Here is a 21,338-nt window from a genome sequence, read left to right on the forward strand (position 1 = left end):
AATCGGCGGGGTAGCGAAGTGGCGCGGCTTCGTGTCCGTGCAATTTAACCGATTGTTTTAGATTTCGGTTTACCATCGACGAATACACGCAATGCCGTTTGTGTTTACGCGGTCGAGTTAACTGCGGCGCAATTCTTTGCCTCTACGTTGAGTTCCATGGTCGGGCGGCGCTGGGAAGCCGATATGACCAGACCAGTTGTAGCCTCGTGTACTCTTTTGGAGCAGTCTATGAAGAACCTCGTTTCGCGTTTCGTGAAGGATGAATCCGGCGCCACCGCCATTGAATACGGCCTGATCGCTGCTGGCATCGCGCTGGCGATCATCACCGTCGTCAACAACCTCGGCACCTCGCTGAACGCCAAGTTCGGCTCGATCTCGTCCAGCCTCAAGTAAGCTCGACGATCAACGGAATACGAAGAGCCCCGTCTGACGACGGGGCTCTTTTGCTTGTCGGGACTTCGTGCGCCCGTCCTCAAGCTTAAGCCTCCTTCAAGCCGTTCGGGTGTAAGGCTTGGGCGCGTCCTGGTATCGCGTAAGGAAGCCCACATGGCTGAAGTCCCGTCTGCCCCTGCTGCCGACCATCGCGGCGCAATCCCTGCAACGCTCGTCAACATCTCCTTCGTGCTCGCGATCGTCACGTTGGCGTATTTTCCGACGGCCTATCTCGCCCATGTTTGGATCTGGGGCGCCGACGGGCACGGCATCCCGACGGATTTCGTCAACGTCTGGGCGGCCGGAAAGCTGGCGCTCGAAGGCCATCCCGCGCTGGCCTGGGATTGGGACATCCAGAAGCAGGTCGAGCTCGCGCTGCTGAAACAGGATTTCGTCGGCCATTTCGCCTGGCATTACCCGCCGCCGTTCCTGTTCGTCGCCGCCATCCTCGCGCAGTTTCCCTACGCTGTCGCTTTCATCGGCTGGGCTGCGTTCAGCATCGTGCCTTATCTCGCCGTGATGCGCGCCATCATCGGCCGCAACGCGGGGCTCGTGATTGCGATCGGCTTTCCGGCCACCTTCATCAACATCCTGGTCGGCCAGAACGGCTTTCTCACGGCCTCGCTGATCGGCGGCATGCTCTTTCTGCTACCGACGCGGCCGGCGCTCGCCGGACTCTGCCTCGGCCTGCTCAGCTACAAGCCGCAATACGGATTGCTGTTTCCGCTGGTGCTGATCGCCGCCGCCGAATGGACGGTGCTCGTCACCGCCGCGATCGTCACCACAGCGATCGCTGGGGTGTCGTGGCTCGCCTTCGGCACCGAAAGCTGGCAGGCCTTCTTTCACTGGATCCCGATGTTCTCGCAGGCCTTCCTCACCGAGGGCCGCGCGCCCTGGTTCAAGATGCAGAGCATCTTTTCGTTCGTGCGCTATGTCGGCGGCACCGAGCAGCTTGCCTGGATCTTCCAATGGGTGCTGACGGCCGCGGTCGGCGTCGTGCTGGTCGTGATGTGGCGCAGCCGGCTGCCCTACGCGTTGAAGGCGGCGATGCTGGCATCAGCAACGCTGCTCACCACGCCCTATCTCTTCATGTACGATCTGGTCGTGCTCGGCATCGCCGTTGCCTTCCTAATTCGCGCCGGCCTCGACGAGGGCTTTGCACGCCATGAGGTGATGGCGCTGGTGTTGGTGTTCGCGCTGCTCGCGACCTTCCTGTTTCTGGGACAGCCGGTCGGCTTCCCGGCAATCCTGATCGTCTTCGCCTTGATTCTGGCCCGCTGCGCAGCCTGGCGCTCGGCCGAGGCCGCATCGATGCTTCTTGCTGCAACGCGAACGTGATCGGCAGATCAGCGTCAGCACATTTGCGTCTTGTGTTCTGCCCTGAATAGTTGTTCAGTTTTTGCGGGGCGATTTGCAGCTATTGCAGTGACGAAGCGTTCGGCCGCAGGCGTGCGGCAGGCCGTGTGGGATGGGAAGCACGCCATGGTTTATCGGCGGACGCATCAAGTGGTTAAGCGCCTTGCGGCGCGACGCAGCGCGATCCTGACGGCAGCGCGCGAGGCGGCGGCGGAGGGTGGGATGGCGGCGGTGCAGATCGCGCCGGTCGCGGTCCGGGCCAATGTGGCGGCCGGCACCGTCTATCGCTACTTCCCCTCCAAGGCCGAGCTGATCTCCGAATTGATTTCCGAGGTCTCCCGCGACGAGCTCGCGGCGATCCGGCGGGCGGCGGATGCCGCGCCCGGTCCGTCCTCGGCGCTGGCGGCCGCCGTGACCACGGTCGCCGTCCACACCCTGTCGCAGCGCAGGCTTGCCTGGGGCATCCTCGCCGAGCCGGTCGACGTCGATGTCAGCGCCTCCCGGCTGGCCAGCCGGCGCGAGATCGCGGGCGAGATTGCCGCCCGGATCGACGCCGCCGTGCGCGCCGGCCATCTGCCGGCACAGGACACCGCGCTTGCCGCCACCGCGCTGCTCGGCGCGCTGCACGAGGCCCTGGTCGGGCCGCTTGCGCCGGATAATTTGGAAGACCCCATCAAGATGCGCGATGCCGTGCAGACGGTGACGCTGCTGGCGCTGCGCGCCGTCGGCGTCATGGACGCCCGCGCCCGCGGCCTGGTCGTGCAGCAGACGCTGCTGCCGACCGCGAAAGCGCTGGTCGGGGCCTGAGCGCGGGGCGCGATGCGCGTCGCGGCCTGATTGGCCCGACGCTTCAACGGCTTCGCTCAATCCACCGCGCATTGCGCCGGCCGTGGCCGGCTACTGTGCATGGGGTTGTTTTCGACTTTTTTGTTTGCCGCGGACCGGCGGCCTCAGATATCCGCGTTGCCCTCGGGGCCGACGGAGGCGATGCGCACCATGTTGGTGGTGCCGGGGATGCCGAGCGGCACGCCGGCGACGATGATGACGCGCTGGCCGGCGCGGACAAAACCGTCGCGGAACGCGATCTGGCCGGCACGGCTCACCATGTCATCCTGGTCGCGCGCGTCTTCCGCCACCACGCAGTGTATGCCCCAGACCACCGCGAGCCGGCGGCCGGCGGTGATGTTCGGCGTGATCGCCACGATCGGCGGCTTCGGCCGCTCGCGCGCCACGCGCACCGCGGTCGAGCCGGAGCTGGTCCAGCAGATCAGTGCGGGCAGGTCGAGCGTCTCGGCGATCTGCCGCGCGGCATCGGCGATGGCGTCGCCGGCGGTGGATTCCGGCGCGGGGCGCTGCGCGGTGAGGACCGAACGATAAATCGGGTCGCGCTCGACCTCCTCGCCGATGCGGTTCATGGTCGAGACCGCCTCGACCGGGAATTTGCCGGCGGCCGATTCCGCCGACAGCATGATGGCGTCGGCGCCTTCGTACACAGCGGTCGCGACGTCGGAGACTTCGGCGCGGGTCGGCACCGGCGACTGGATCATCGATTCCAGCATCTGCGTCGCGATCACCACCGGCTTGCCGGCGCGGCGCGCCATGCGCGTCATCTGCTTCTGGAGGCTCGGCACCCGCTCCAGCGGCAGCTCGACGCCGAGGTCGCCGCGCGCCACCATCAGCGCGTCGGAGGCCTCGATGATGTCGGCGAGGCGGTCGATCGCCTGCGGCTTCTCGATCTTGGCCATCACGGCGGCGCGGCCGCGGATCATCTTCTTGGCCTCGATGACGTCGTCGGCGCGCTGCACGAATGACAGCGCGATCCAGTCGATGCCGGTCACGAGCGCGGCCTCGAGGTCGGCACGGTCCTTCGGCGTCATCGCCGAGACCGGCAAATCGGTGTCGGGCAGGCTGACGCCCTTGCGGTCGGACATCTTTCCGCCGACCACGACGCGGGTCACCGCGTGCTCTTTGGTGGTCTCCTCCGCGATCAGCCGCACCTTGCCGTCGTCGAGCAGCAGCGCGTGCCCGGGTCTAAGCGCAGCCAGGATCTCCGGATGCGGGAGCTGGACGCGATTGGCGTCGCCGGGTGTCTTGTCGGAATCCAGCGTGAAGGTCTGGCCGTTCTGGAGCTGCACCGCGCCTTCGGCGAAGGCGCCGAGCCGGAGCTTGGGTCCCTGGAGGTCGACCAGGATGCCGATCGGGCGGCCGTAGCTACTCTCGACATTGCGGATTGTCGCCACCAGCTCCCGCATCTTGTCATGCGGGGTGTGGCTCATGTTGATGCGGAACAGGTCGGCGCCGGCCTCGAACAGGCGGCGGATCATCGCGAGGTCCGAAGAGGCAGGTCCGAGGGTCGCGAGAATCTTGATACGGCGAAGACGCCTCATGGCTTATTCCCAGGCGAGGGGGGAGCTGCGGCCGGTGGCAGGCCGGGCGAGCCCGGGGGCGTAGCACCCGGCGGGCTATTGGGCAAACCCGGAACGCCGCCCGGGCCGACAGGGCCCGGCAAGCCGGGCACGCGCTGCTGCGAGGGCTGTTCGTTAGCGTCAGTGAGCTGCACCGTCCAGGCGCGCTGCTCGCCGGTATCGACCTCGAAATAGCCGGTCCGGTCATAGCCGCGCGCCAGGCAGTCCTCGGTGCCGCGGATGGTGAATTCCTTGTCGCGCGAGCACATGAAGGCCTGGCCGGACCATTCGCCGCCGCGGTCATAGTCGATCGCGTAGATGTAATAATAGCGGGCGACCAGCGTGCCCCGCAGCAGCGTCTCGCAGGAGCGGGACGAGATGTTCCACCAGCCTTCGGTGGTCCAGCCATCAGCGTCCTTGTAGCCCAGCGCGATGCCAACCCGGCTCGCCGTGTTGTTGCAGAGGCGGAAGTCCGCCGCGGCCGGGCTGGTCCAGAAGCAGAACAGGGCAACCACCAGTACCGGGGCGAACCGGGCGAGCAGGCGGAGGGAGGGGCGGGGAGAATCGGCGATCATTGTCGCGGAAGCTATATCAGATCATTGACGATTTGGCGTAGGGGCGGGGGAACCGGTCCGGACCCGGGCCCGGCTGCGTTTGCGCTGCGATATGGCAAAATCTGTGACAGGACCCCACCTGTTCCCTTAAGGGTTTGACTGGACACGCCACTGCCAGGGACGAGAACGATGGATGACAAAACCAGAACGGAACTCGAGGCGGCCGCCTTCCGGCGCCTGGTCGATCATTTGCGGGAGCGGACCGACGTCCAGAACATCGATCTGATGAATCTGGCCGGCTTCTGCCGCAACTGCCTGTCCAACTGGCTCAAGGACGCCGCCGATGCGCAAGGCATTGCCTTGAGCAAGGACGAGAGTCGGGAAGCCGTCTACGGCATGCCCTACGAGACCTGGAAATCGAAATACCAGGGCACGGCGACGCCCGACCAGCTCGCCGCGATGAAGAAGGCCCATTCCGGGCACTGAACGGCCTCTCGCGCTGCGAGCGCCTTGAGTCGCACCACACAACAGCTTTCTTGGCTCTCCCGCAGGAAGGTGTGGGCGCGCTGTGGACGAGCGCGATGCTTGCTTGAACGCTGGGGGCAGCATCCCTAAGGGTTCTCGCAGCACGCGCGGTGAGGATGCCGGCGTCACCTCGTTTTGCCAGTTCCATTGGGAGTACCAAGATGGCCACCTCCGCCGCCGTCCGCGACGACGAGCCCGCGACGAAATTTGCCAAGGACCAGCTCAAATCCATCATCGAGCGCATCGAGCGGCTGGAGGAGGAGAAGAAGGCGATTTCAGACGATATCCGCGACGTCTATGCCGAGAGCAAGGGCAACGGCTACGACGTCAAGGCGCTGCGCACCATCGTGCGGATGCGCAAGCAGGATCCCAACGAGCGCGCCGAAGCCGAGACGATCCTTGAGACCTACATGCAGGCGCTCGGGATGCTCTGAGGCGTTTGCGCCTCAGACGCAGCTCAGGCTACAAATCCGGCGTGTTGCACTTCGTTTGTGAACGGAGACCGCCGTGACTGCGCCGAAGCCGCCACGCGAGGTGAGCCGTGCCTTCGACGCTCTCCCGGCGCCGATCGGCAAGCGGCTGCTTCAGGTGCGCGATCTGATCTTCGCGACTGCTGCCGCGCATGGCGAAGTCGGCCGGCTCACCGAAACGCTGAAATGGGGTGAGCCTGCCTACCTCACCGATGAGACCGGCAGCGGCTCGACGATCCGGCTTGGCCGCCTCAAGGACTCCGAGCACGCCGCCATTCTGTTCAATTGCAAGACCACGCTGGTCGACACATTTCGCGAGCGCTTCGGAGATCAGTTCGAATACCGGCAGACGCGGGCTTTGCTGTTGCCGCTATCCGGCGCGCTCGCGAAACAGGAGCTGACCGTCTGCTTGTCGCTGGCGCTGACGTATCATTTGGATCGTCGGCGGAAGCGCCAGAGGCGCTGAATGACGTCAGCGCAGCGCGGCGGTGCGCATGACGAAGGACGTCGTCTCGAGCTTGGCGGTTGCCGAGCCCGAAAATCTGTCGCAGGAGAGGCCCTGCATGGGATCGTCGACGAAGCCCATCGCGATCACGGACTGCGGCTTGACGAAATAGGCACGCATCGCCGCCATGTCGAGCTCGCCCATCAGTGTCACCGACATCGCGCGGCTGGCGCTCGGCGACAGCATCACGATCTTGAGCCAGATGCTCTCGCCCTTGGCCGCAGAGAGCCGGGTCGAATTTGCGATCATGCCGTCGGTGCTCTTGGCGACGACGGTGTTGATCTCGGTTGCGGGTGCGGAGTTGCGGGCCTGGGACGCTGGACGCACGCCGCGCGGGATCGGCGCGGAGGCGGCGACGACATTGGCGCGGTCGACCGGCGAGGCGGCCGCCGGCGCATAGGCGAGCGCCTGATAGGCGGCGTTGGAGACGCTTGCGGTCGGCTGCGGATCGGTCGCAGCGGCGAGCGCCTGGCGCGCCTTCAGGGCTGCGACCTGGGCCGGCGTCGCCTGCTGCGGCGTGGCGGGGGCATCCCAGAAGCCGCGGGCGTTGATGATATCAGCCGGCGTCTCAGGCTTCGCGGCCGGCTTGTCGGCGACCGGCGCGGGCTTCGGCTTGGGTGGCGCAACGAGCTGCGCATCGGCTGACGCAAGCTGGATCGCGGCGGCGACCGCCGGCTTGGCGCGCGGCGTCGGCACGGGATCGGCGGGCTTCGCAGCGACCACGACAGGCGCTGCTTGCTTCTCGGCTGTTGCGGGCGCGCCCTCGTCGTCCTCGTCGCTGCTGGCGGCGGGAGCCGACTTGCCCTTGAATAGGGCGGCGAAGAAGCCCGGCTTGCCGATGGTTGCGGCATCTTCGCCATCGCCGCGCCGCTCGATCTCGGCCTTGGCGAGCTCATAGCCCTTCAGCGGCATGCCGTCGGTCGGAACATGCACCGTCTTTCCGTCCGGGAAAACGCGGGCGAGCTGGTCATGCGTCATGCGCGGCCAGTGCCGGATGCTGCCGGTGTCGAGATGCACGAAGGGCGAGCCAGAGGTCGGGTAGAAGCCGACGCCGCCGCGCTGGAGGCGGAGGCCGGCAAAGCGGATCTGCTCCAGCGGCACGCCCGGAATGTAGAAATCCATCGCATGTCCCAGCATGTGCTGGCTGAAGCGCGCCACGCCCGAGGAGCGGCGGCGGAGCATGGCGTTGGTGGCGGGGGAGCGGTAGGAGGAGATGATCTGGATCGGCTGCTTGCCGTCGACGTCGCGATAGACTTCCCAGAGGATATCGAACAGGTGACGGTCCATCACCGTCTCGTCCTGGGTGCGCCAGTCGCGCAGGAAGTGGTTCAGCGTCTTCAGCGCCGCTTCGTCGTAGCGACCGTCGCGCTTGAAGGTGATGGTGAGGTCTTCGCCGGAATGGGTGTGGTGGAAGGAGAGCGTCTTGGTTTCGTTCAGCGCCGCGGCGTTATGAACCGTGCCGGCAGCCGCAAGCAGCACCAGCGAGGCGAGGCCGATCCGAGATCCGACCTTCACGCCCGCATGGGACAGCGACAGCACAGCGAATTGGCGTGCGAGACCAGTCAGCACGTTAGAGCCCACCCAGTCGACCAGCGTTCAAAATGGACTCTCCCGCCAACCCCGTTAGCGCGCGAAAGAGGGTGAACGCTTTCTTAAAGCGAGAAGGTTAATTGAGGCTTACCTTCCCGCTCCCCAAACCAAGTCAGAATACAAACCTAAACGGCTGAGTGTGGCGAAAAAACGCCCAGTCCCGGAGCCCGGGCGGAGAATGGTTAACGTTAAGCGATCCCGCCCCAAGGACGGGGTCGCTGATTTTATTGAAGAATTTTTGAAAACCAGGCGGTTTGGAGCAGCTCAGCGGGTGAATACCCGCTGAGGCCGGCGGCCGACCGGAGCCGGCGGCGGGGTCGGTGCCCCGAACAGCCGCTCGAAGAAGTTCGGACCCGAAGAGCCGCCATTGTTGGCGAACGCCACGCCGGACGGCAGCGTCGTCGCCGGGCGCGAATAGCTCGGCTGCGAGTGTGCCACGACGTTCTCGAGGTCCTTGCCGCGGCCGTTCTTCAGGATGTTGAGCATGGTCGCGTCGCGGCCATAGACGTCCTTGCGGAATTGCAGCTTGCCGCCGTCGTCCACGAACGCGGTCTGATAGGTGATGTTGACCGGGATCGGGGTGGGGAATTTCAGGTCGATCTCACCCGAACCGTACATGCCGCGGATGCGCTCCGGGGTGTAGTGCTCGTTCGGCATCGCGATGTTGAGCAGCACCGAGGCGTACTGATCCGGATTCTGCACACGCATGCAGCCGTGGCTGAAGGCGCGCTCGTCTTTGGCAAACAAATACTTGTCCGGCGTGTCGTGCTGATAGACCAGGAACTTGTTCGGGAAGTTGAAGCGGATCCGGCCGAGCGCGTTGGCTTCACCGGGCGGCTGCGAGATGTGCACGGAGCCGTCGCGGTTCTGCTCGAGCTTCAGGCCCATGCGCTGAAGCACGGTCGGGTCCTGCTGAAGCGCTGGCAGATATTCGCCATAGACGATCGACGGCGGCACGTTCCAGGTCGGGTTGACCGTGATGTACTTCATCGTCTCGGTCAGCAGCGGGGTTGCATGCTGGCCGGGCTTGCCGGTGACGACGCGGGTGGTCCAGGCCTGCTGGCCGTGCTGCATCACCTTGAGCGTATAGTCGGGGATGTTGAGGATGACATAGGCGTCGCCGAGCGAGGGCACGCCGAGGTCGCGCGGCAGCCAGCGCCAGCGCTCCATGTTCACCAGCACGGTGTCGATCTGCTTGTCGCGCTTCGGGCTGTTCAGCGCCTTCACGGTCGGCGCGTCGAGCACGCCGGTCGCCTTCATCTCGGCGCCGTCCTGGAATTTTCGCACGGCTTCGGCGACGGTCGCGTCGTAGCGCTCGTCATTGGGGTTCTCGGTGACGCCGAGCTTGGCGCGGAGCTGCGGCACGCGCGGATCTTCGACCACGATTTCGGCCTGCTTCTTGCCCTTGGCCGGCGTGTATTTCAGCGTCGGGCCGTCGGTGATCTCGATCACCGGACCATCGCCCTGGCCGCGCAGCTGCGCGAGCTTCGCCTTCAGCTCCTTGTAGAGCTTCTGCGGCGGGTTGTAGCTGTCGAGCGCCGCGGAGGCGTCGGCCGCGGTCGTGACCTTGGCGAGCACCTCGCTCGGGTCGACCGGATGCTCGGGATAGAGGATATCGGCGCTGACCTGCGACCAGTGCATGCGGCCGCTCTGCGCCTGGCGCGCATAGTCGAACATGCTGGCGGTGAGCTTCAGCTCGGCATCGGCGAGCGCATCGGGCGTCGTGGCGGCGGCGAAATCCGGCACCGGATAGTCAGCCGGATTGAGGCCGTCGGAGGCCGCATCCTTCAGCCGCGCGATCACGCCCTTGGCCGCGGCGGTGAGGTTGCCGCCCTGGGTCCAGACCGGGGCGAAGTCGCGTGTACCGTAAAACTTCTCGATTGCCGCGCGCTCGTTCTTGCGATCAAGGTAGCGCACGCTCTTGGCGGCGATCATGTCCTTGAGCTTGTCGGCAACCGGCTGGTCGGCGGCCGGAACGTTGCTCGCGGCCTTCACCGGCTCGGCGGCCGGCTGCTCCTTGGCGACGTCCTTCGGCGGTTCGGCCGGAGTGGCTGCTGCGGCGGCGGGAGCGGCTGGTGCCGCGGCGGTATCGGCCTTTGCCGGCTCGGTCTTCGCGGGTTCGGTCTTGGCCGTCTCGCTCTTCGGCGCCTCGGTGGCGGGCGTCGTGGCGACGTCGGAGGGCTTGGTCTCGACCTTCTCGGGTGCCGGAGCAGCTTCAGCTTTCACGGGCTCTTTCGCTACATCCTTCTGGGCGTCCTGCACCGTGGCGGTGGTGTCGAGCTTGACGTCGGCTGCGGTCGGGGGCGGGACGTTGGCGGGCTCGGGGCGCGGGATCGCGGCTTCGATCGCGAGCTCGGCGGCGCTGCTGCGCGCCTGATCCTGTGCCAGGGCCGAGCCGGCAGACACCGTGAGGAAGGTTGCCGCGACCGTCATCAAAACGCGGTCATAGCCTCGACGGTGGTTCAAACAGTCACGCATTGTGTCACACCCCTCGGGTGAACTGTCCCTCTCGTGGAACAGCTTCGTTATCGTCTATCAGCTTCGGCTAATTGCGCCGGCCTCTCGAAAGTTGCACGCCTGCACGCAACGATTCTTACGCAGACGATATACAGGCCCCGATTCAGCAGCCAGCGCTACTCGGGACAACTCACGACAAACTGACTTCAAGGACGCCGCTTTGCAACGGATTGTGCGCCTCTGCCCCGCGCTTTTCCCTGCCTCTGTCACTTCCAAGTCACGGTTCCTGAACGGGTCGAAATCTCCGTAATGCGAACGGCTTACGGCCATGCCGCAGTATCGGGCAAACCGCCGTTCACAGTGCGGTTCAGTGCGTCTCCTCGCCGCTTTTCCCGCCATGGCCCTGCACGCCGGCTTCGTCGAGTTTGCGATAGAGGGTGGAGCGGCCGATCTTGAGGCGGCGGGCGACCTCGGACATCTGCCCGCGGTAATGCGAGATGGCGAAACGGATGATCTCGTTCTCCATGTCCTCCAGCGCGCGGACGTCGCCGGTTGGGGTCAGCATGGCGAGGGTCCCGGTCGAGGGCAGCGGGGCGATGGGTATTTCACTACCCGATACCATGGCAGGCGCCCCGATCGGCTCGATCATCAGCGGTGCGGTCGGAATCTCCGTGACGGAATGCGGATGCGAGGCGAGCAGCGGGAAGTCGTCCAGACCAAGCTGGTCGCCTTCGCTCATCACCACGGCGCGGTAGACCGCATTTTCGAGCTGACGGATGTTGCCGGGCCAGTCGAGCTGAGAGAGATGCGCTACGGCCTCGCCGCTGATGCCAGTGATCGGACGGTTCTCTTCGGCGGCAAAGCGCGCCAGGAAATAGCGCAGGAGATGCGGGATGTCCTCGCGCCGGGCCTTGAGCGAGGGGATCGTCAGCGGCAGCACGTGCAGGCGATAGAACAGATCTTCCCGGAAGTGGCCCTGCTTCACCCGCTCCAGCAACTTGCGGTTGGTCGCGGAGATGATGCGGACGTCGATCTTGACCGGCTTGCGGCCGCCGACGGCTTCAACGGCGCCCTCCTGGAGCGCGCGCAGCAGCTTGACCTGCGCGGTCAGCGGCAGCTCGCTGATCTCGTCCAGAAACAGCGTGCCGCCATGGGCCTCGAGGAATTTGCCCGTGTGCCGCTCGGTCGCGCCGGTGAAGGCGCCCTTCTCGTGGCCGAACAGGATGGACTCGACGAGGTTGTCGGGGATCGCGCCGCAATTGACCGCGACGAACGGTTTTGCCTTGCGCTCGCCGCTGCCATGGATGGCGCGCGCGAACATTTCCTTGCCGACGCCGGACTCACCTTCGATCAGCACGGGGATCGACGAGTTCGCCGCCTTCTGTGCCGCGCGCATCACCGGTGCCATCGCCTCGGCGCGAGTGATGATGTCGGAGAAGGTCAACCGTCCTTCGCGGCTATGACGAATGCGCTGCAATTCGCCCTTGAGCGCTGAGGCGTTGAGCGCGTTGCGCAACGAGACCTGAAGCCGCTCCATGCCGACCGGCTTGACCACGAAATCGGCGGCGCCGGCGCGCATCGCCGAGATCACGTTGTCGATGCCGCCGTGGGCGGTCTGCACGATGACGGGCACGCTAAGGCCCGCTTCGCGGATTTTCGCCAAGACGCCCATGCCGTCGAGGCCCGGCATCACGAGATCGAGGATGACGGCGTCGATGGCCGGCGCATCGGGGGCGGTGAGGGTGGCGAGCGCCGCGTCGCCGGATTCGACGACGACCGTCTCATAGCCGCATTTCTGCACCATGTTCTCGACCAGCCGGCGGGCTACAGCGTCGTCGTCGGCGATCAAAATACTGGCAGCCATGGTGTTCCCCGCACGCTACAACTATCTGTCTCGAATCGGGGCACTCTGGCCGAAGCCGATTAACGCACTCTTAAACCTTGCCGACCCCAGCCATTGCGATCCATGCCATTGCGATCGTTGAACACAGGTTTTCCACACGATGACCTCGCGCTCCTCTGCTCTCCGCAAGCCGAACACCAAGAAAGTCGCCACCAAGGCCAAACCCTCCGCCAGGACTTCACTCGCCAAGACTTCACTCGCCAAGCCTGCGAGCAAGACTGGCAAGCTTCCCGAGTGGAACCTCGCCGATCTCTATTCCGGCATCGACGCGCCGGAAGTGGCGCGCGATCTCGACACGATGGATGCCGATTGCGTCGCGTTCGAGACCGACTACAAGGGCAAGCTCGCGACAGGGACAGCAAACGAAGATGGCGGAAAATGGCTCGCGGAAGCCGTGCGACGCTATGAGGCGATCGACGATCTCGCCGGTCGTCTCGGCTCCTACGCCGGTCTCGTCCATGCCGGAGACAGCGTGGACCCTGCGATTTCAAAGTTTTACGGCGATGTGTCCGAGCGGCTGACAGCGGCGTCGACGCATCTTCTGTTCTTCGCGCTCGAGCTCAACCGGATCGATGACGATATTTTGACCCGCGCGATGCAGGCACCCGAGCTCGCGCATTACCGTCCCTGGATCGAGGATCTGCGCAAGGAGAAGCCGTATCAGCTCGACGACAAGCTCGAGCAGCTTTTCCTGGAGAAGGCGCAGACCGGCTATTCCGCCTTCAACCGGCTGTTCGACCAGACCATCTCCGGCCTGCGCTTCAAGGTCGGGTCCAAGGAGCTCGCGATCGAGCCGACGCTCAACTTCTTGGCTGACCGCGACGGCGCCAAGCGCAAGGCCGCGGCGGAAGCGCTGGCAAAAACCTTCAAGGCCAATGAGCGCACCTTCGCGCTGATCACCAATACGCTCACCAAGGACAAGGACATTTCCGACCGCTGGCGCGGCTTCAAGGACGTTGCGGACTCCCGCCATCTGAACAATCGCGTCGAGCGCGAGGTGGTGGATGCACTGGTCGCCTCCGTGCGCGCCGCCTATCCAAAGTTGTCGCACCGCTATTACGGGCTGAAGGCAAAGTGGTTCAAGAAGAAGCGGCTCGCTTATTGGGACCGCAACGCGCCGCTGCCGTTCGCGGCGACCGACACCATCGCCTGGCCCGAGGCGCGCAACATGGTGCTGTCGGCCTATCGTGGCTTCTCGCCCAAGATGGCCGACATCGCCGAGCGCTTCTTCACCGACCGCTGGATCGATGCGCCGGTGCGTCCGGGCAAGGCGCCCGGCGCATTCTCGCATCCGACCACGCCGTCGGCGCACCCCTATGTGCTGATGAACTACCAGGGCAAGCCGCGCGACGTGATGACGCTCGCGCACGAGCTCGGCCATGGCGTGCACCAGGTGCTGGCTGCGAAGAACGGCGCGCTGATGGCGCCGACGCCGCTGACGCTGGCCGAGACCGCGAGCGTGTTCGGCGAAATGCTCACGTTCAAGCGGCTCCTTGCCCAGACCAAGAATGCAAAACAGCGCCAGGCGCTGCTCGCCGGCAAGGTCGAGGACATGATCAACACCGTGGTGCGGCAAATCGCGTTCTATTCGTTCGAGCGCGCGGTGCACACCGAGCGCAAGAATGGTGAGCTCACTGCGACGCGGCTCGGCGAGATCTGGCTGTCGGTGCAGGGTGAGAGCTTAGGCCCCGCGATCGAGATCAAGGCGGGCTACGAGAGCTACTGGATGTACATCCCGCATTTCATCCATTCGCCGTTCTACGTCTACGCCTATGCCTTCGGCGATTGCCTCGTGAACTCGCTCTATGCCGTCTACGAGAACGCAGCTGACGGTTTTGCCGAGCGCTATCTCGACATGCTCGCCGCCGGCGGCACCAAGCATTATTCCGAGCTGCTACGGCCGTTCGGGCTCGACGCCAAGGATCCAAAATTCTGGGATGGGGGTTTGAGCGTCATCGCGGGGATGATCGACGAGCTGGAGGCGATGGGCTGAGCGGGCAGGGCGGGCTCAGGCGCCGGATCTGCGACAATCCGGATTCCAAATGAGCCGATTTGCCGGAAAACCCCGTCTCGGCGCCGTTGCCCTGCCCGAAGGTTTAAGGTATCCCAGCCCAAGAATTCGACGTTCGACTGGGGACATTCCATGGCTGACCATAGCGAAGTGGCGTACACCACCGCCGACGGCAACGACTACGTTGCCCACGAGCAGACCTATGAGGGCTTCATCAAGCTGGTGAAGTACGGAACGGCCTCGGTCGCGCTCATCGTGATCCTGATGGCGATCTTCCTCACCTGAGCATCGCCTGTTGCACCGCCAGCGTCGTCGGTGCTCATAATATTTGCATTCAAGCCGGTACCAAAACCGGTATCCAACGTTGCGGGAGTGACGCTAAGTTTGCGTGCGCGCTTCGTCCCGCGTCGCCGGAGGGCCTATGAAGATCGCCGTTGCCAAGGAAATCGATCCGTCGGAACCGCGCGTTGCCGCTTCGCCTGATACGGTGAAGAAGTTTAGGGCGTTAGGCGCCGAGATCGCAGTCGAGCCGGGCGCCGGCCTCAAATCGGGCCTGCCGGATTCCGAGTTCACCGCTGTGGGTGCCACCGTCAGCGCCGATGCGCTTGTTGACGCCGACATCATCATCAAGGTGAAGCGCCCGGAGGCATCCGAGCTTGCGCAATACAAGCGCGGCGCACTCGTCATCGCCATCATGGACCCTTACGGCAATGAAGCCGCGTTGAAGGCGATGGCCGATGCCGGTGTCTCCGCCTTCGCGATGGAATTGATGCCGCGCATCACCCGCGCGCAGGTGATGGACGTGCTGTCCTCGCAGGCGAACCTCGCCGGCTACCGCGCCGTGATCGAGGGCGCCGAGGCGTTCGGCCGCGCCTTCCCGATGATGATGACGGCCGCCGGCACCGTTCCGGCCGCCAAGGTGTTCGTGATGGGCGTCGGCGTCGCCGGTCTCCAGGCGATCGCGACCGCGCGCCGTCTCGGCGCCGTCGTCACCGCGACCGACGTCCGGCCCGCAACGAAGGAGCAGGTGGAATCGCTCGGTGCGAAATTCCTCGCTGTCGAGGACGAGGAGTTCAAGAACGCGCAGACCGCCGGCGGCTACGCCAAGGAAATGTCCAAGGAGTACCAGGCCAAGCAGGCCGCGCTCACCGCCGAGCACATCAAGAAGCAGGACATCGTGATCACCACCGCGCTGATCCCGGGCCGGCCGGCGCCGAAGCTCGTCTCCGGCGAGATGGTCAAGTCGATGAAGCCGGGTTCGGTGCTGGTGGATCTCGCCGTCGAGCGCGGCGGCAACGTCGAGGGCGCCAAGGCCGGTGAGGTCGTCGACCTCGATGGCATCAAGATCGTCGGCTACACCAATGTCGCCGGCCGCGTCGCGGCGTCGGCCTCCAGCCTTTACGCGCGCAACCTGTTCAACTTCATCGAGACCATGGTCGACAAGGCCAGCAAGGCGCTCGCCGTGAACTGGGACGACGAACTCGTCAAGGCCACCGCCCTGACCAGGGACGGCGCTGTCATCCACCCGAACTTCCAGCCGAAGGCCTAAGGAGAGCCGCCATGGAGCATGCTGCACAGGTCGTCGACCCCTTCATCTTCCGGCTGTCGATCTTCGTCCTCGCCGTCTTCGTCGGCTATTTCGTGGTGTGGTCGGTGACCCCTGCGCTGCACACGCCGCTGATGAGCGTGACCAACGCGATCTCCTCGGTGATCGTGGTCGGCGCGCTGCTCGCGGGTGGTGTCGCCAACGTCTCGAGCGGCTCCGGCTGGGCGCGCGCCTTCGGCTTCGTCGCGCTGATCTTTGCCTGCATCAACATCTTCGGCGGCTTCCTTGTCACCCAGCGCATGCTGGCGATGTACAAGAAGAAGTCGAAGTAAGCGGCCACCTCGGGCTGATGGGATCAATGGGGACCTGAGATGAGCGCCAATCTCTCTGCATTTTTGTATCTCGTGGCGGGAGTGCTGTTCATCCTGTCGCTGCGCGGGCTGTCGAGCCCGGCGTCGTCGCGCCAGGGCAATCTGTTCGGCATGATCGGCATGGCGATCGCGGTCGCCACCACGCTGGCCAACCATCCGCCGGCAGACGGTCTCGCCTGGGTGCTCGTCATCGTTGGTATCGCGATCGGCGGCAGCATCGGCGCGGTGATCGCCCGCCGCGTGCCGATGACGTCGATGCCGGAACTGGTCGCCGCCTTCCACTCGCTGGTCGGCATGGCCGCGGTGCTGGTCGCCGCCGGTGCGTTCTACGCGCCCGAGGCTTTCGACATCGGCACGCCCGGCAACATCCATTCGCAGAGCCTGGTCGAAATGTCGCTCGGCGTCGCCATCGGCGCGCTGACCTTCACCGGCTCGGTGATCGCGTTCCTGAAGCTGTCCGCACGCATGAGCGGCGCGCCGATCATCCTGCCGTTCCGCCACATCATCAATATCGCGCTCGCTGTGGCGCTGGTGTTCTTCATCGTCGGCCTCGTGCTGACTGGCAGCGCGGTCGACTTCTGGCTGATCGTCATCCTGGCGCTGGCGCTCGGCGTGCTCATGATCATCCCGATCGGCGGCGCCGACATGCCGGTCGTGATCTCGATGCTGAACTCCTATTCCGGCTGGGCCGCGGCCGGCATCGGTTTCACGCTCGGCAATTCGGCGTTGATCATCACGGGCGCGCTGGTCGGCTCGTCGGGCGCGATCCTGTCCTACATCATGTGCCACGCGATGAACCGGTCCTTCATCTCGGTCATCCTCGGCGGCTTCGGCGGCGAGACGGCTGCTGCCGGCGGGGCGACAGGCGAGCAGAAGCCGGCCAAGCTCGGCTCGGCGGACGACGCCGCCTTCATCATGAAGAACGCCTCCAAGGTCATCATCGTGCCCGGCTACGGCATGGCGGTGGCGCAGGCCCAGCATGCGCTGCGCGAGATGGCCGACATCCTGAAGAAGGAAGGCGTCGAGGTGAAATACGCCATTCACCCGGTCGCGGGCCGGATGCCCGGCCACATGAACGTGCTGTTGGCCGAGGCCAACGTGCCCTATGACGAGGTGTTCGAGCTCGAGGACATCAACTCCGAATTCGCGCAGGCCGACATCGCCTTCGTGATCGGCGCCAACGACGTCACCAACCCCGCGGCCGAAGAGGACAAGACCTCGCCGATCTACGGCATGCCGGTGCTCCAGGTCTGGAAGGCCGGCACCGTGATGTTCATCAAGCGCTCGCTGGCATCGGGTTACGCCGGCATCGACAATCCGCTGTTCTATCGCGACAACACCATGATGCTGCTCGGCGACGCCAAGAAGGTCACCGAGAACATCGTCAAGGCGATGTAGCATCGTGCCGGAATAGCGGGTCAAATGACACGCCGCTCCGGCATGATCATCCTCAAGTGGATCCTCATCATCCTCGCGGCCGGTTATCTCGCCGGTCTCGCCCTGCTCTATCTGAAGCAGCGCGACATGCTGTTTCCGATCCCGCCCGTCGGCCGCACCGCGCCGGATGCCGCGGGCTTCGCCGAGGCGGAAGAGCATGTGCTGACCACGTCGGATGGCGAGAAGGTCATCGTCTGGCACGTGCCGGCCAAGCCAGGCCGTCCCGTCGTCCTGTTCTTCCCCGGCAATGGCGACTTTCTCGCCGGCCGGGTCAGCCGCTTCAAGGCGATCACGGCTGACGGGACCGGCCTCGTCGCGTTGTCCTATCGCGGCTATGCCGGCTCGAGCGGCGCGCCGAGCGAAGAGGGCCTGCTGCGCGATGCCAGAGCCGCCTACGCCTTCACCACCGCGCGCTATGCGGCGGATCGAATTGTCGCCTGGGGCTTTTCACTCGGGACGGGCGTTGCGGTCGCGGTTGCCTCCGAGCAAGCCGTCGGCAAATTAATCCTGGAGGCGCCGTACACCTCGACGGTCGATGTCGCCGCCTCAATGTTCCGCTTCGTCCCGGTCCGCCTCTTGATGCGCGATCAGTTTCGTTCCGACCAGCGGATCGCGCGCGTCACGGTGCCGCTGCTGGTGATGCATGGCACCAATGACCTTGCCATTTCGATCGGGTTCGGAGAGCGTCTGTTCGCGCTCGCGCATGAACCGAAGCAGTTCGTCCGCTTTGCGGGCGGCGGACACGAAAATCTCGATGCTTTCGGTGCGATTGAAACGGCGAGGCGCTTCATTGCAGATTAGATGGCTCGCAAGGTGTGCGGGCGGACTCATCGCCGCGATTCTCGTGCTCTTGCCACAGCCTGTATGGGCTGCAGCCGCCCTCGACGGCGCGGCAATGGGCTGGCCCTATGCGCTGCCATTTGCTGGTCTCCTGCTCTCGATCGCGCTCGGGCCGCTGCTGGCCCCGAAATTCTGGCATCACCATTACGGCAAGATCGCAGCCGTCTGGTCGCTGCTGGCGCTCGGCGCGCTGGTCTGGCTTGCCGGCGGCATGGCGATGCTCGCCGCGCTCGTTCAAGCGCTGCTCGCCGAATATCTCGGCTTCATCGTGCTGCTGTTCGCGCTCTATGTCGTGGCGGGCGGCATCCTCGTCAGCGGCGACATCAGGGGCACGCCATGGGCAAACACCGGCATCATGGCGCTGGGCACGCTGATGGCGAGTGTCGTCGGTACCACCGGTGCCGCGATGATCCTGATCCGGCCGCTGATCCGCGCCAACCGGTCGCGGCGACATAACGCCCATGTCGTCGTCTTCTTCATCATTCTGGTGGCCAATGTCGGCGGGGCGCTGAGCCCGCTCGGCGACCCCCCGCTGTTCGTCGGCTTCCTGCACGGCGTCGACTTCTTCTGGACCACCCGCAACATCTGGCTCCAGACCGCGATCGTTGCAGGCCTGCTGCTTGCCATCTTCTCCGTTGTCGATGCCTGGCGTTTCCGCAGCGAACCACGGTCCGGCGCGGCGGGACCTGGAGAACCCATCCGGATTCGCGGCCTCGTCAACCTCGCGCTGATCGCGGCCATTGTCGCGAGCCTGTTGGGGTCGGCGATGTGGAAGCCGGGCATTGCATTTGATGTCTTCGGTACGCGGATGGAGCTCGAGAGCCTCGTGCGAAATGTCGTGCTGCTGGTCATTGCCGCCCTGTCGGTCTGGCTGACGCCGGACGAGCACAGGGAGGCCAACGGCTTCACCTGGGAGCCGATCCGCGAGGTCGCAAAACTCTTTGCCGGCATCTTTGTCGCGATCATTCCGGTCATCGCCATGCTCGACGCCGGCCATCACGGCGCGTTCGCCTGGCTGTTGTCGGCGGTGACCGCGCCAGACGGGACGCCGCGCGAGGCGGCCTATTTCTGGTTCACCGGCCTGATGTCGGCATTCCTTGACAATGCGCCGACCTATCTGTTGTTCTTCGAGCTCGCCGGCGGCGATCCGCAGGTGCTGATGGGCCCTCTCGCGGGCACGCTCGCCTCGATCTCCATGGGCGCGGTCTATATGGGCGCGCTCACCTATATCGGCAACGCGCCGAACTTCATGGTGAGCAGCATCGCCAATGAGAACGGCATCGAGATGCCGAGCTTCTTCGGTTATCTGCTGCGGGCCGGCGCCGTGCTGATCCCGCTGTTTCTGCTGCTCACCCTCCTGCCGGTCGCGCCGATCCTGCACTGGCATTGAATCCGCCGGCCGATTTGCTACTGCTGAGCCCGAGCAATTTGGAGCGGTGGATGAGCGCGCATAGCCCGATGCCGAGATCGGCCTGGATCTTCCCGGCGCTGGCCGTGCTGTTATTCGCAGTTGTTACCGCGACAGGCTATGTATTCACGCTTTCGCCGGGCGGGCTCGGCTTTGCGATCGTGCTGCTCGTGATCCTGTTCGGGACGGTGTTCGCCGCCGTTCATCATGCCGAGGTGATCGCGGAGCGGGTCGGCGAACCTTTTGGGACGCTGCTGCTGACGCTCTCGGTGACCATCATCGAGGTTGCGCTGATCACGACGATCATGCTGGGCGACAAACCCGCGCCGGCACTGGCGCGTGACACCGTGTTTGCGGTCGTGATGATCGTCTGCAACGGGCTGGTCGGGCTCTGCATCTTCATCGGCGGCTTGCGCTACCGCGAGCAGGGTTTTCAGCTCTCCGGCGCCAACGTCTATCTCAGCGTTCTGTTCGCGCTGGCGACCATCACACTGATCATGCCGAACTACACCACGACGACGCCGGGGCCGGTCTATTCGACGATCCAGCTTGGCTTCGTCGACGTAGTCACGCTCGCGCTCTACGCGGTGTTTTTGTACACTCAGACGGTGCTGCACCAGGATTACTTCGTCCATGAACGTGCCGACGGCGAGGGCGGGGAAGTCCACCTCTCGGGCGGGATGTTCGTGCTTAGCGTCGTGATGCTGCTGGCTTCGCTGTTGGCGGTGGTGCTGCTGGCCAAGAAATTCTCGCTGGTGGTCGATGCGGTCGCGATCAAGATCGGGGCGCCGCCGGCCTTTGCCGGGCTTCTGGTCGCACTCCTGATCCTGATGCCTGAGGGCGTCTCGGCCATTTCGGCGGCCCGGAAGAACGACCTCCAGAAGAGCATCAACCTCGCGCTCGGATCGTCGTTGGCAACCATCGGGCTAACGATTCCGGCCGTCGGCGTCGCCACCTACGCGCTGGGCAAGGAACTCGAGCTTGGCCTTAGCCCCCAGGGCATCGTGCTGCTGCTCCTGACCTTCTTCCTGAGCATGCTGACCTTCGGTACGGGCAGGACCAACGTCCTGTTCGGACTGGTCCATATGGTGGTATTTGCGGTGTACGTGTTCATGGTTTTCGTGCCCTGAAGCGCGATCGCGCTTCAGATTATTGTTTGGAGAAGGTTCCGATGCTTACCGCCAAGTCCGAGGTTCAGATCGACAATGACGAGGTCCGGGTGACCGAATGGCGACTCGCCCCGGGCAGCGCTACCGGGCACCACACCCATGGGATGGACTATGTGATTGTTCCCGTCGTCGCCGGCGAAATGACCATCGTGGCGCCGGGCGGCGAGCGCTCCAAGGCGCAGCTTGCGGCCGGGAAGTCTTACTTTCGCAAGGCCGGCGTCCAGCACGACGTGCTTAACGAAACCTCAACCGAGATCGTGTTCCTTGAGATCGAGCTGAAGGCTTAGGGGAGCCTCTGGGAAGTGTTCCGCCGAAGTCTTTAGCCGAAGTCTTGGACTGACGTGATCGATTGCCATCGA

At 64.8% G+C, this 21,338-nt stretch carries 20 protein-coding genes; 15 read left to right on the forward strand and 5 right to left on the reverse strand.

What is annotated here, in order from left to right; all coding sequences use genetic code 11:
• The first annotated feature begins 228 nt into the window (after positions 1-228).
• The 3 genes from IC761_RS06165 (at position 229) to IC761_RS06175 (ending at position 2,595) form a co-directional block, all read left to right on the forward strand.
• Entirely contained in the window at positions 229-393 is a 165-nt protein-coding gene (locus IC761_RS06165; RefSeq protein WP_195802394.1) for a Flp family type IVb pilin, read from the forward strand.
• Positions 394-546: 153 nt separating this feature from the next.
• The gene (locus tag IC761_RS06170; protein WP_195802395.1) at positions 547-1,770 is read left to right on the forward strand and encodes a glycosyltransferase family 87 protein; all 1,224 of its coding nucleotides are present in this window, start codon (positions 547-549) and stop codon (positions 1,768-1,770) included.
• Between the two features lie 144 nt (positions 1,771-1,914).
• Positions 1,915-2,595: a TetR/AcrR family transcriptional regulator gene (locus tag IC761_RS06175; RefSeq protein WP_195802396.1), complete on the forward strand. Its 681-nt coding sequence runs from the start codon at positions 1,915-1,917 to the stop codon at positions 2,593-2,595.
• A 143-nt stretch (positions 2,596-2,738) separates the two neighbouring features.
• Here the strand turns inward: IC761_RS06175 and pyk are convergent, their stop codons facing one another.
• Together pyk and IC761_RS06185 are read right to left on the reverse strand one after the other, a co-directional pair.
• Positions 2,739-4,175 carry a pyruvate kinase gene (pyk, locus tag IC761_RS06180; RefSeq protein ID WP_195802397.1) on the reverse strand — a complete coding sequence of 479 codons (1,437 nt, stop codon included), beginning with the start codon at positions 4,173-4,175 and terminating at the stop codon, positions 2,739-2,741.
• Entirely contained in the window at positions 4,172-4,768 is a 597-nt protein-coding gene (locus IC761_RS06185) for a DUF1036 domain-containing protein (RefSeq protein WP_195802398.1), read from the reverse strand. The genes pyk and IC761_RS06185 overlap by 4 nt, the downstream gene beginning before the upstream one ends.
• 168 nt (positions 4,769-4,936) lie before the next feature.
• Between IC761_RS06185 and IC761_RS06190 the strand changes: the two genes are divergently transcribed.
• The 3 genes from IC761_RS06190 to IC761_RS06200 all read left to right on the forward strand — a co-directional run bounded on the left by IC761_RS06190 (position 4,937) and on the right by IC761_RS06200 (position 6,208).
• Complete coding sequence (locus IC761_RS06190) at positions 4,937-5,233, forward strand: DUF1244 domain-containing protein (protein ID WP_195802399.1); 297 nt, start codon at positions 4,937-4,939, stop codon at positions 5,231-5,233.
• 200 nt (positions 5,234-5,433) lie between these two features.
• Positions 5,434-5,706, forward strand: coding sequence for a DUF2312 domain-containing protein (locus tag IC761_RS06195; protein ID WP_014492426.1), 273 nt, complete (start codon positions 5,434-5,436; stop codon positions 5,704-5,706).
• A 73-nt stretch (positions 5,707-5,779) separates the two neighbouring features.
• Positions 5,780-6,208 carry a DUF1801 domain-containing protein gene (locus tag IC761_RS06200; protein ID WP_195802400.1) on the forward strand — a complete coding sequence of 143 codons (429 nt, stop codon included), beginning with the start codon at positions 5,780-5,782 and terminating at the stop codon, positions 6,206-6,208.
• Between the two features lie 6 nt (positions 6,209-6,214).
• On the opposite strand, the gene IC761_RS06205 is transcribed toward IC761_RS06200, so the two are convergent.
• The 3 genes from IC761_RS06205 to IC761_RS06215 form a co-directional block, all read right to left on the reverse strand.
• The gene (locus IC761_RS06205; protein WP_246791443.1) at positions 6,215-7,816 is read right to left on the reverse strand and encodes a peptidoglycan L,D-endopeptidase MepK; all 1,602 of its coding nucleotides are present in this window, start codon (positions 7,814-7,816) and stop codon (positions 6,215-6,217) included.
• 285 nt (positions 7,817-8,101) lie between these two features.
• Positions 8,102-10,315, reverse strand: a complete 2,214-nt coding sequence (locus IC761_RS06210; protein ID WP_195802402.1) for a L,D-transpeptidase family protein — start codon at positions 10,313-10,315, stop codon at positions 8,102-8,104.
• Positions 10,316-10,661: 346 nt separating this feature from the next.
• The gene (locus IC761_RS06215; protein ID WP_195802403.1) at positions 10,662-12,158 is read right to left on the reverse strand and encodes a sigma-54-dependent transcriptional regulator; all 1,497 of its coding nucleotides are present in this window, start codon (positions 12,156-12,158) and stop codon (positions 10,662-10,664) included.
• Between the two features lie 139 nt (positions 12,159-12,297).
• On the opposite strand from IC761_RS06215, the gene IC761_RS06220 reads away from it, so the two are divergent.
• The 9 genes from IC761_RS06220 to IC761_RS06260 all read left to right on the forward strand — a co-directional run bounded on the left by IC761_RS06220 (position 12,298) and on the right by IC761_RS06260 (position 21,266).
• Complete coding sequence (locus IC761_RS06220; RefSeq protein WP_195802404.1) at positions 12,298-14,190, forward strand: M3 family oligoendopeptidase; 1,893 nt, start codon at positions 12,298-12,300, stop codon at positions 14,188-14,190.
• Positions 14,191-14,340: 150 nt separating this feature from the next.
• Positions 14,341-14,493 (forward strand): aa3-type cytochrome c oxidase subunit IV, encoded by a 153-nt coding sequence (locus IC761_RS06225; RefSeq protein WP_008136857.1) that lies wholly within the window; start codon positions 14,341-14,343, stop codon positions 14,491-14,493.
• A 136-nt stretch (positions 14,494-14,629) separates the two neighbouring features.
• The gene (locus tag IC761_RS06230; protein WP_195802405.1) at positions 14,630-15,757 is read left to right on the forward strand and encodes a Re/Si-specific NAD(P)(+) transhydrogenase subunit alpha; all 1,128 of its coding nucleotides are present in this window, start codon (positions 14,630-14,632) and stop codon (positions 15,755-15,757) included.
• A gap of 11 nt (positions 15,758-15,768) precedes the next feature.
• A complete protein-coding gene (locus tag IC761_RS06235) occupies positions 15,769-16,086 on the forward strand; it encodes a proton-translocating transhydrogenase family protein (RefSeq protein ID WP_014492434.1) in 318 nt (105 codons plus the stop codon).
• A 39-nt stretch (positions 16,087-16,125) separates the two neighbouring features.
• Complete coding sequence (locus tag IC761_RS06240; RefSeq protein WP_195802406.1) at positions 16,126-17,523, forward strand: NAD(P)(+) transhydrogenase (Re/Si-specific) subunit beta; 1,398 nt, start codon at positions 16,126-16,128, stop codon at positions 17,521-17,523.
• Positions 17,524-17,565: 42 nt separating this feature from the next.
• Complete coding sequence (locus tag IC761_RS06245; protein WP_195804563.1) at positions 17,566-18,363, forward strand: alpha/beta hydrolase; 798 nt, start codon at positions 17,566-17,568, stop codon at positions 18,361-18,363.
• Entirely contained in the window at positions 18,317-19,792 is a 1,476-nt protein-coding gene (locus IC761_RS06250) for a sodium:proton antiporter (protein WP_195802407.1), read from the forward strand. Before IC761_RS06245 ends, IC761_RS06250 begins: the two co-directional genes overlap by 47 nt.
• Before the next feature lie 50 nt (positions 19,793-19,842).
• Positions 19,843-20,940 carry a calcium:cation antiporter gene (locus IC761_RS06255; protein ID WP_195802408.1) on the forward strand — a complete coding sequence of 366 codons (1,098 nt, stop codon included), beginning with the start codon at positions 19,843-19,845 and terminating at the stop codon, positions 20,938-20,940.
• A gap of 41 nt (positions 20,941-20,981) precedes the next feature.
• Complete coding sequence (locus tag IC761_RS06260; protein ID WP_195802409.1) at positions 20,982-21,266, forward strand: cupin domain-containing protein; 285 nt, start codon at positions 20,982-20,984, stop codon at positions 21,264-21,266.
• The last annotated feature ends 72 nt before the right edge of the window (positions 21,267-21,338 follow it).

This window comes from Bradyrhizobium commune, assembly GCF_015624505.1.
Lineage (GTDB): Bacteria > Pseudomonadota > Alphaproteobacteria > Rhizobiales > Xanthobacteraceae > Bradyrhizobium > Bradyrhizobium commune.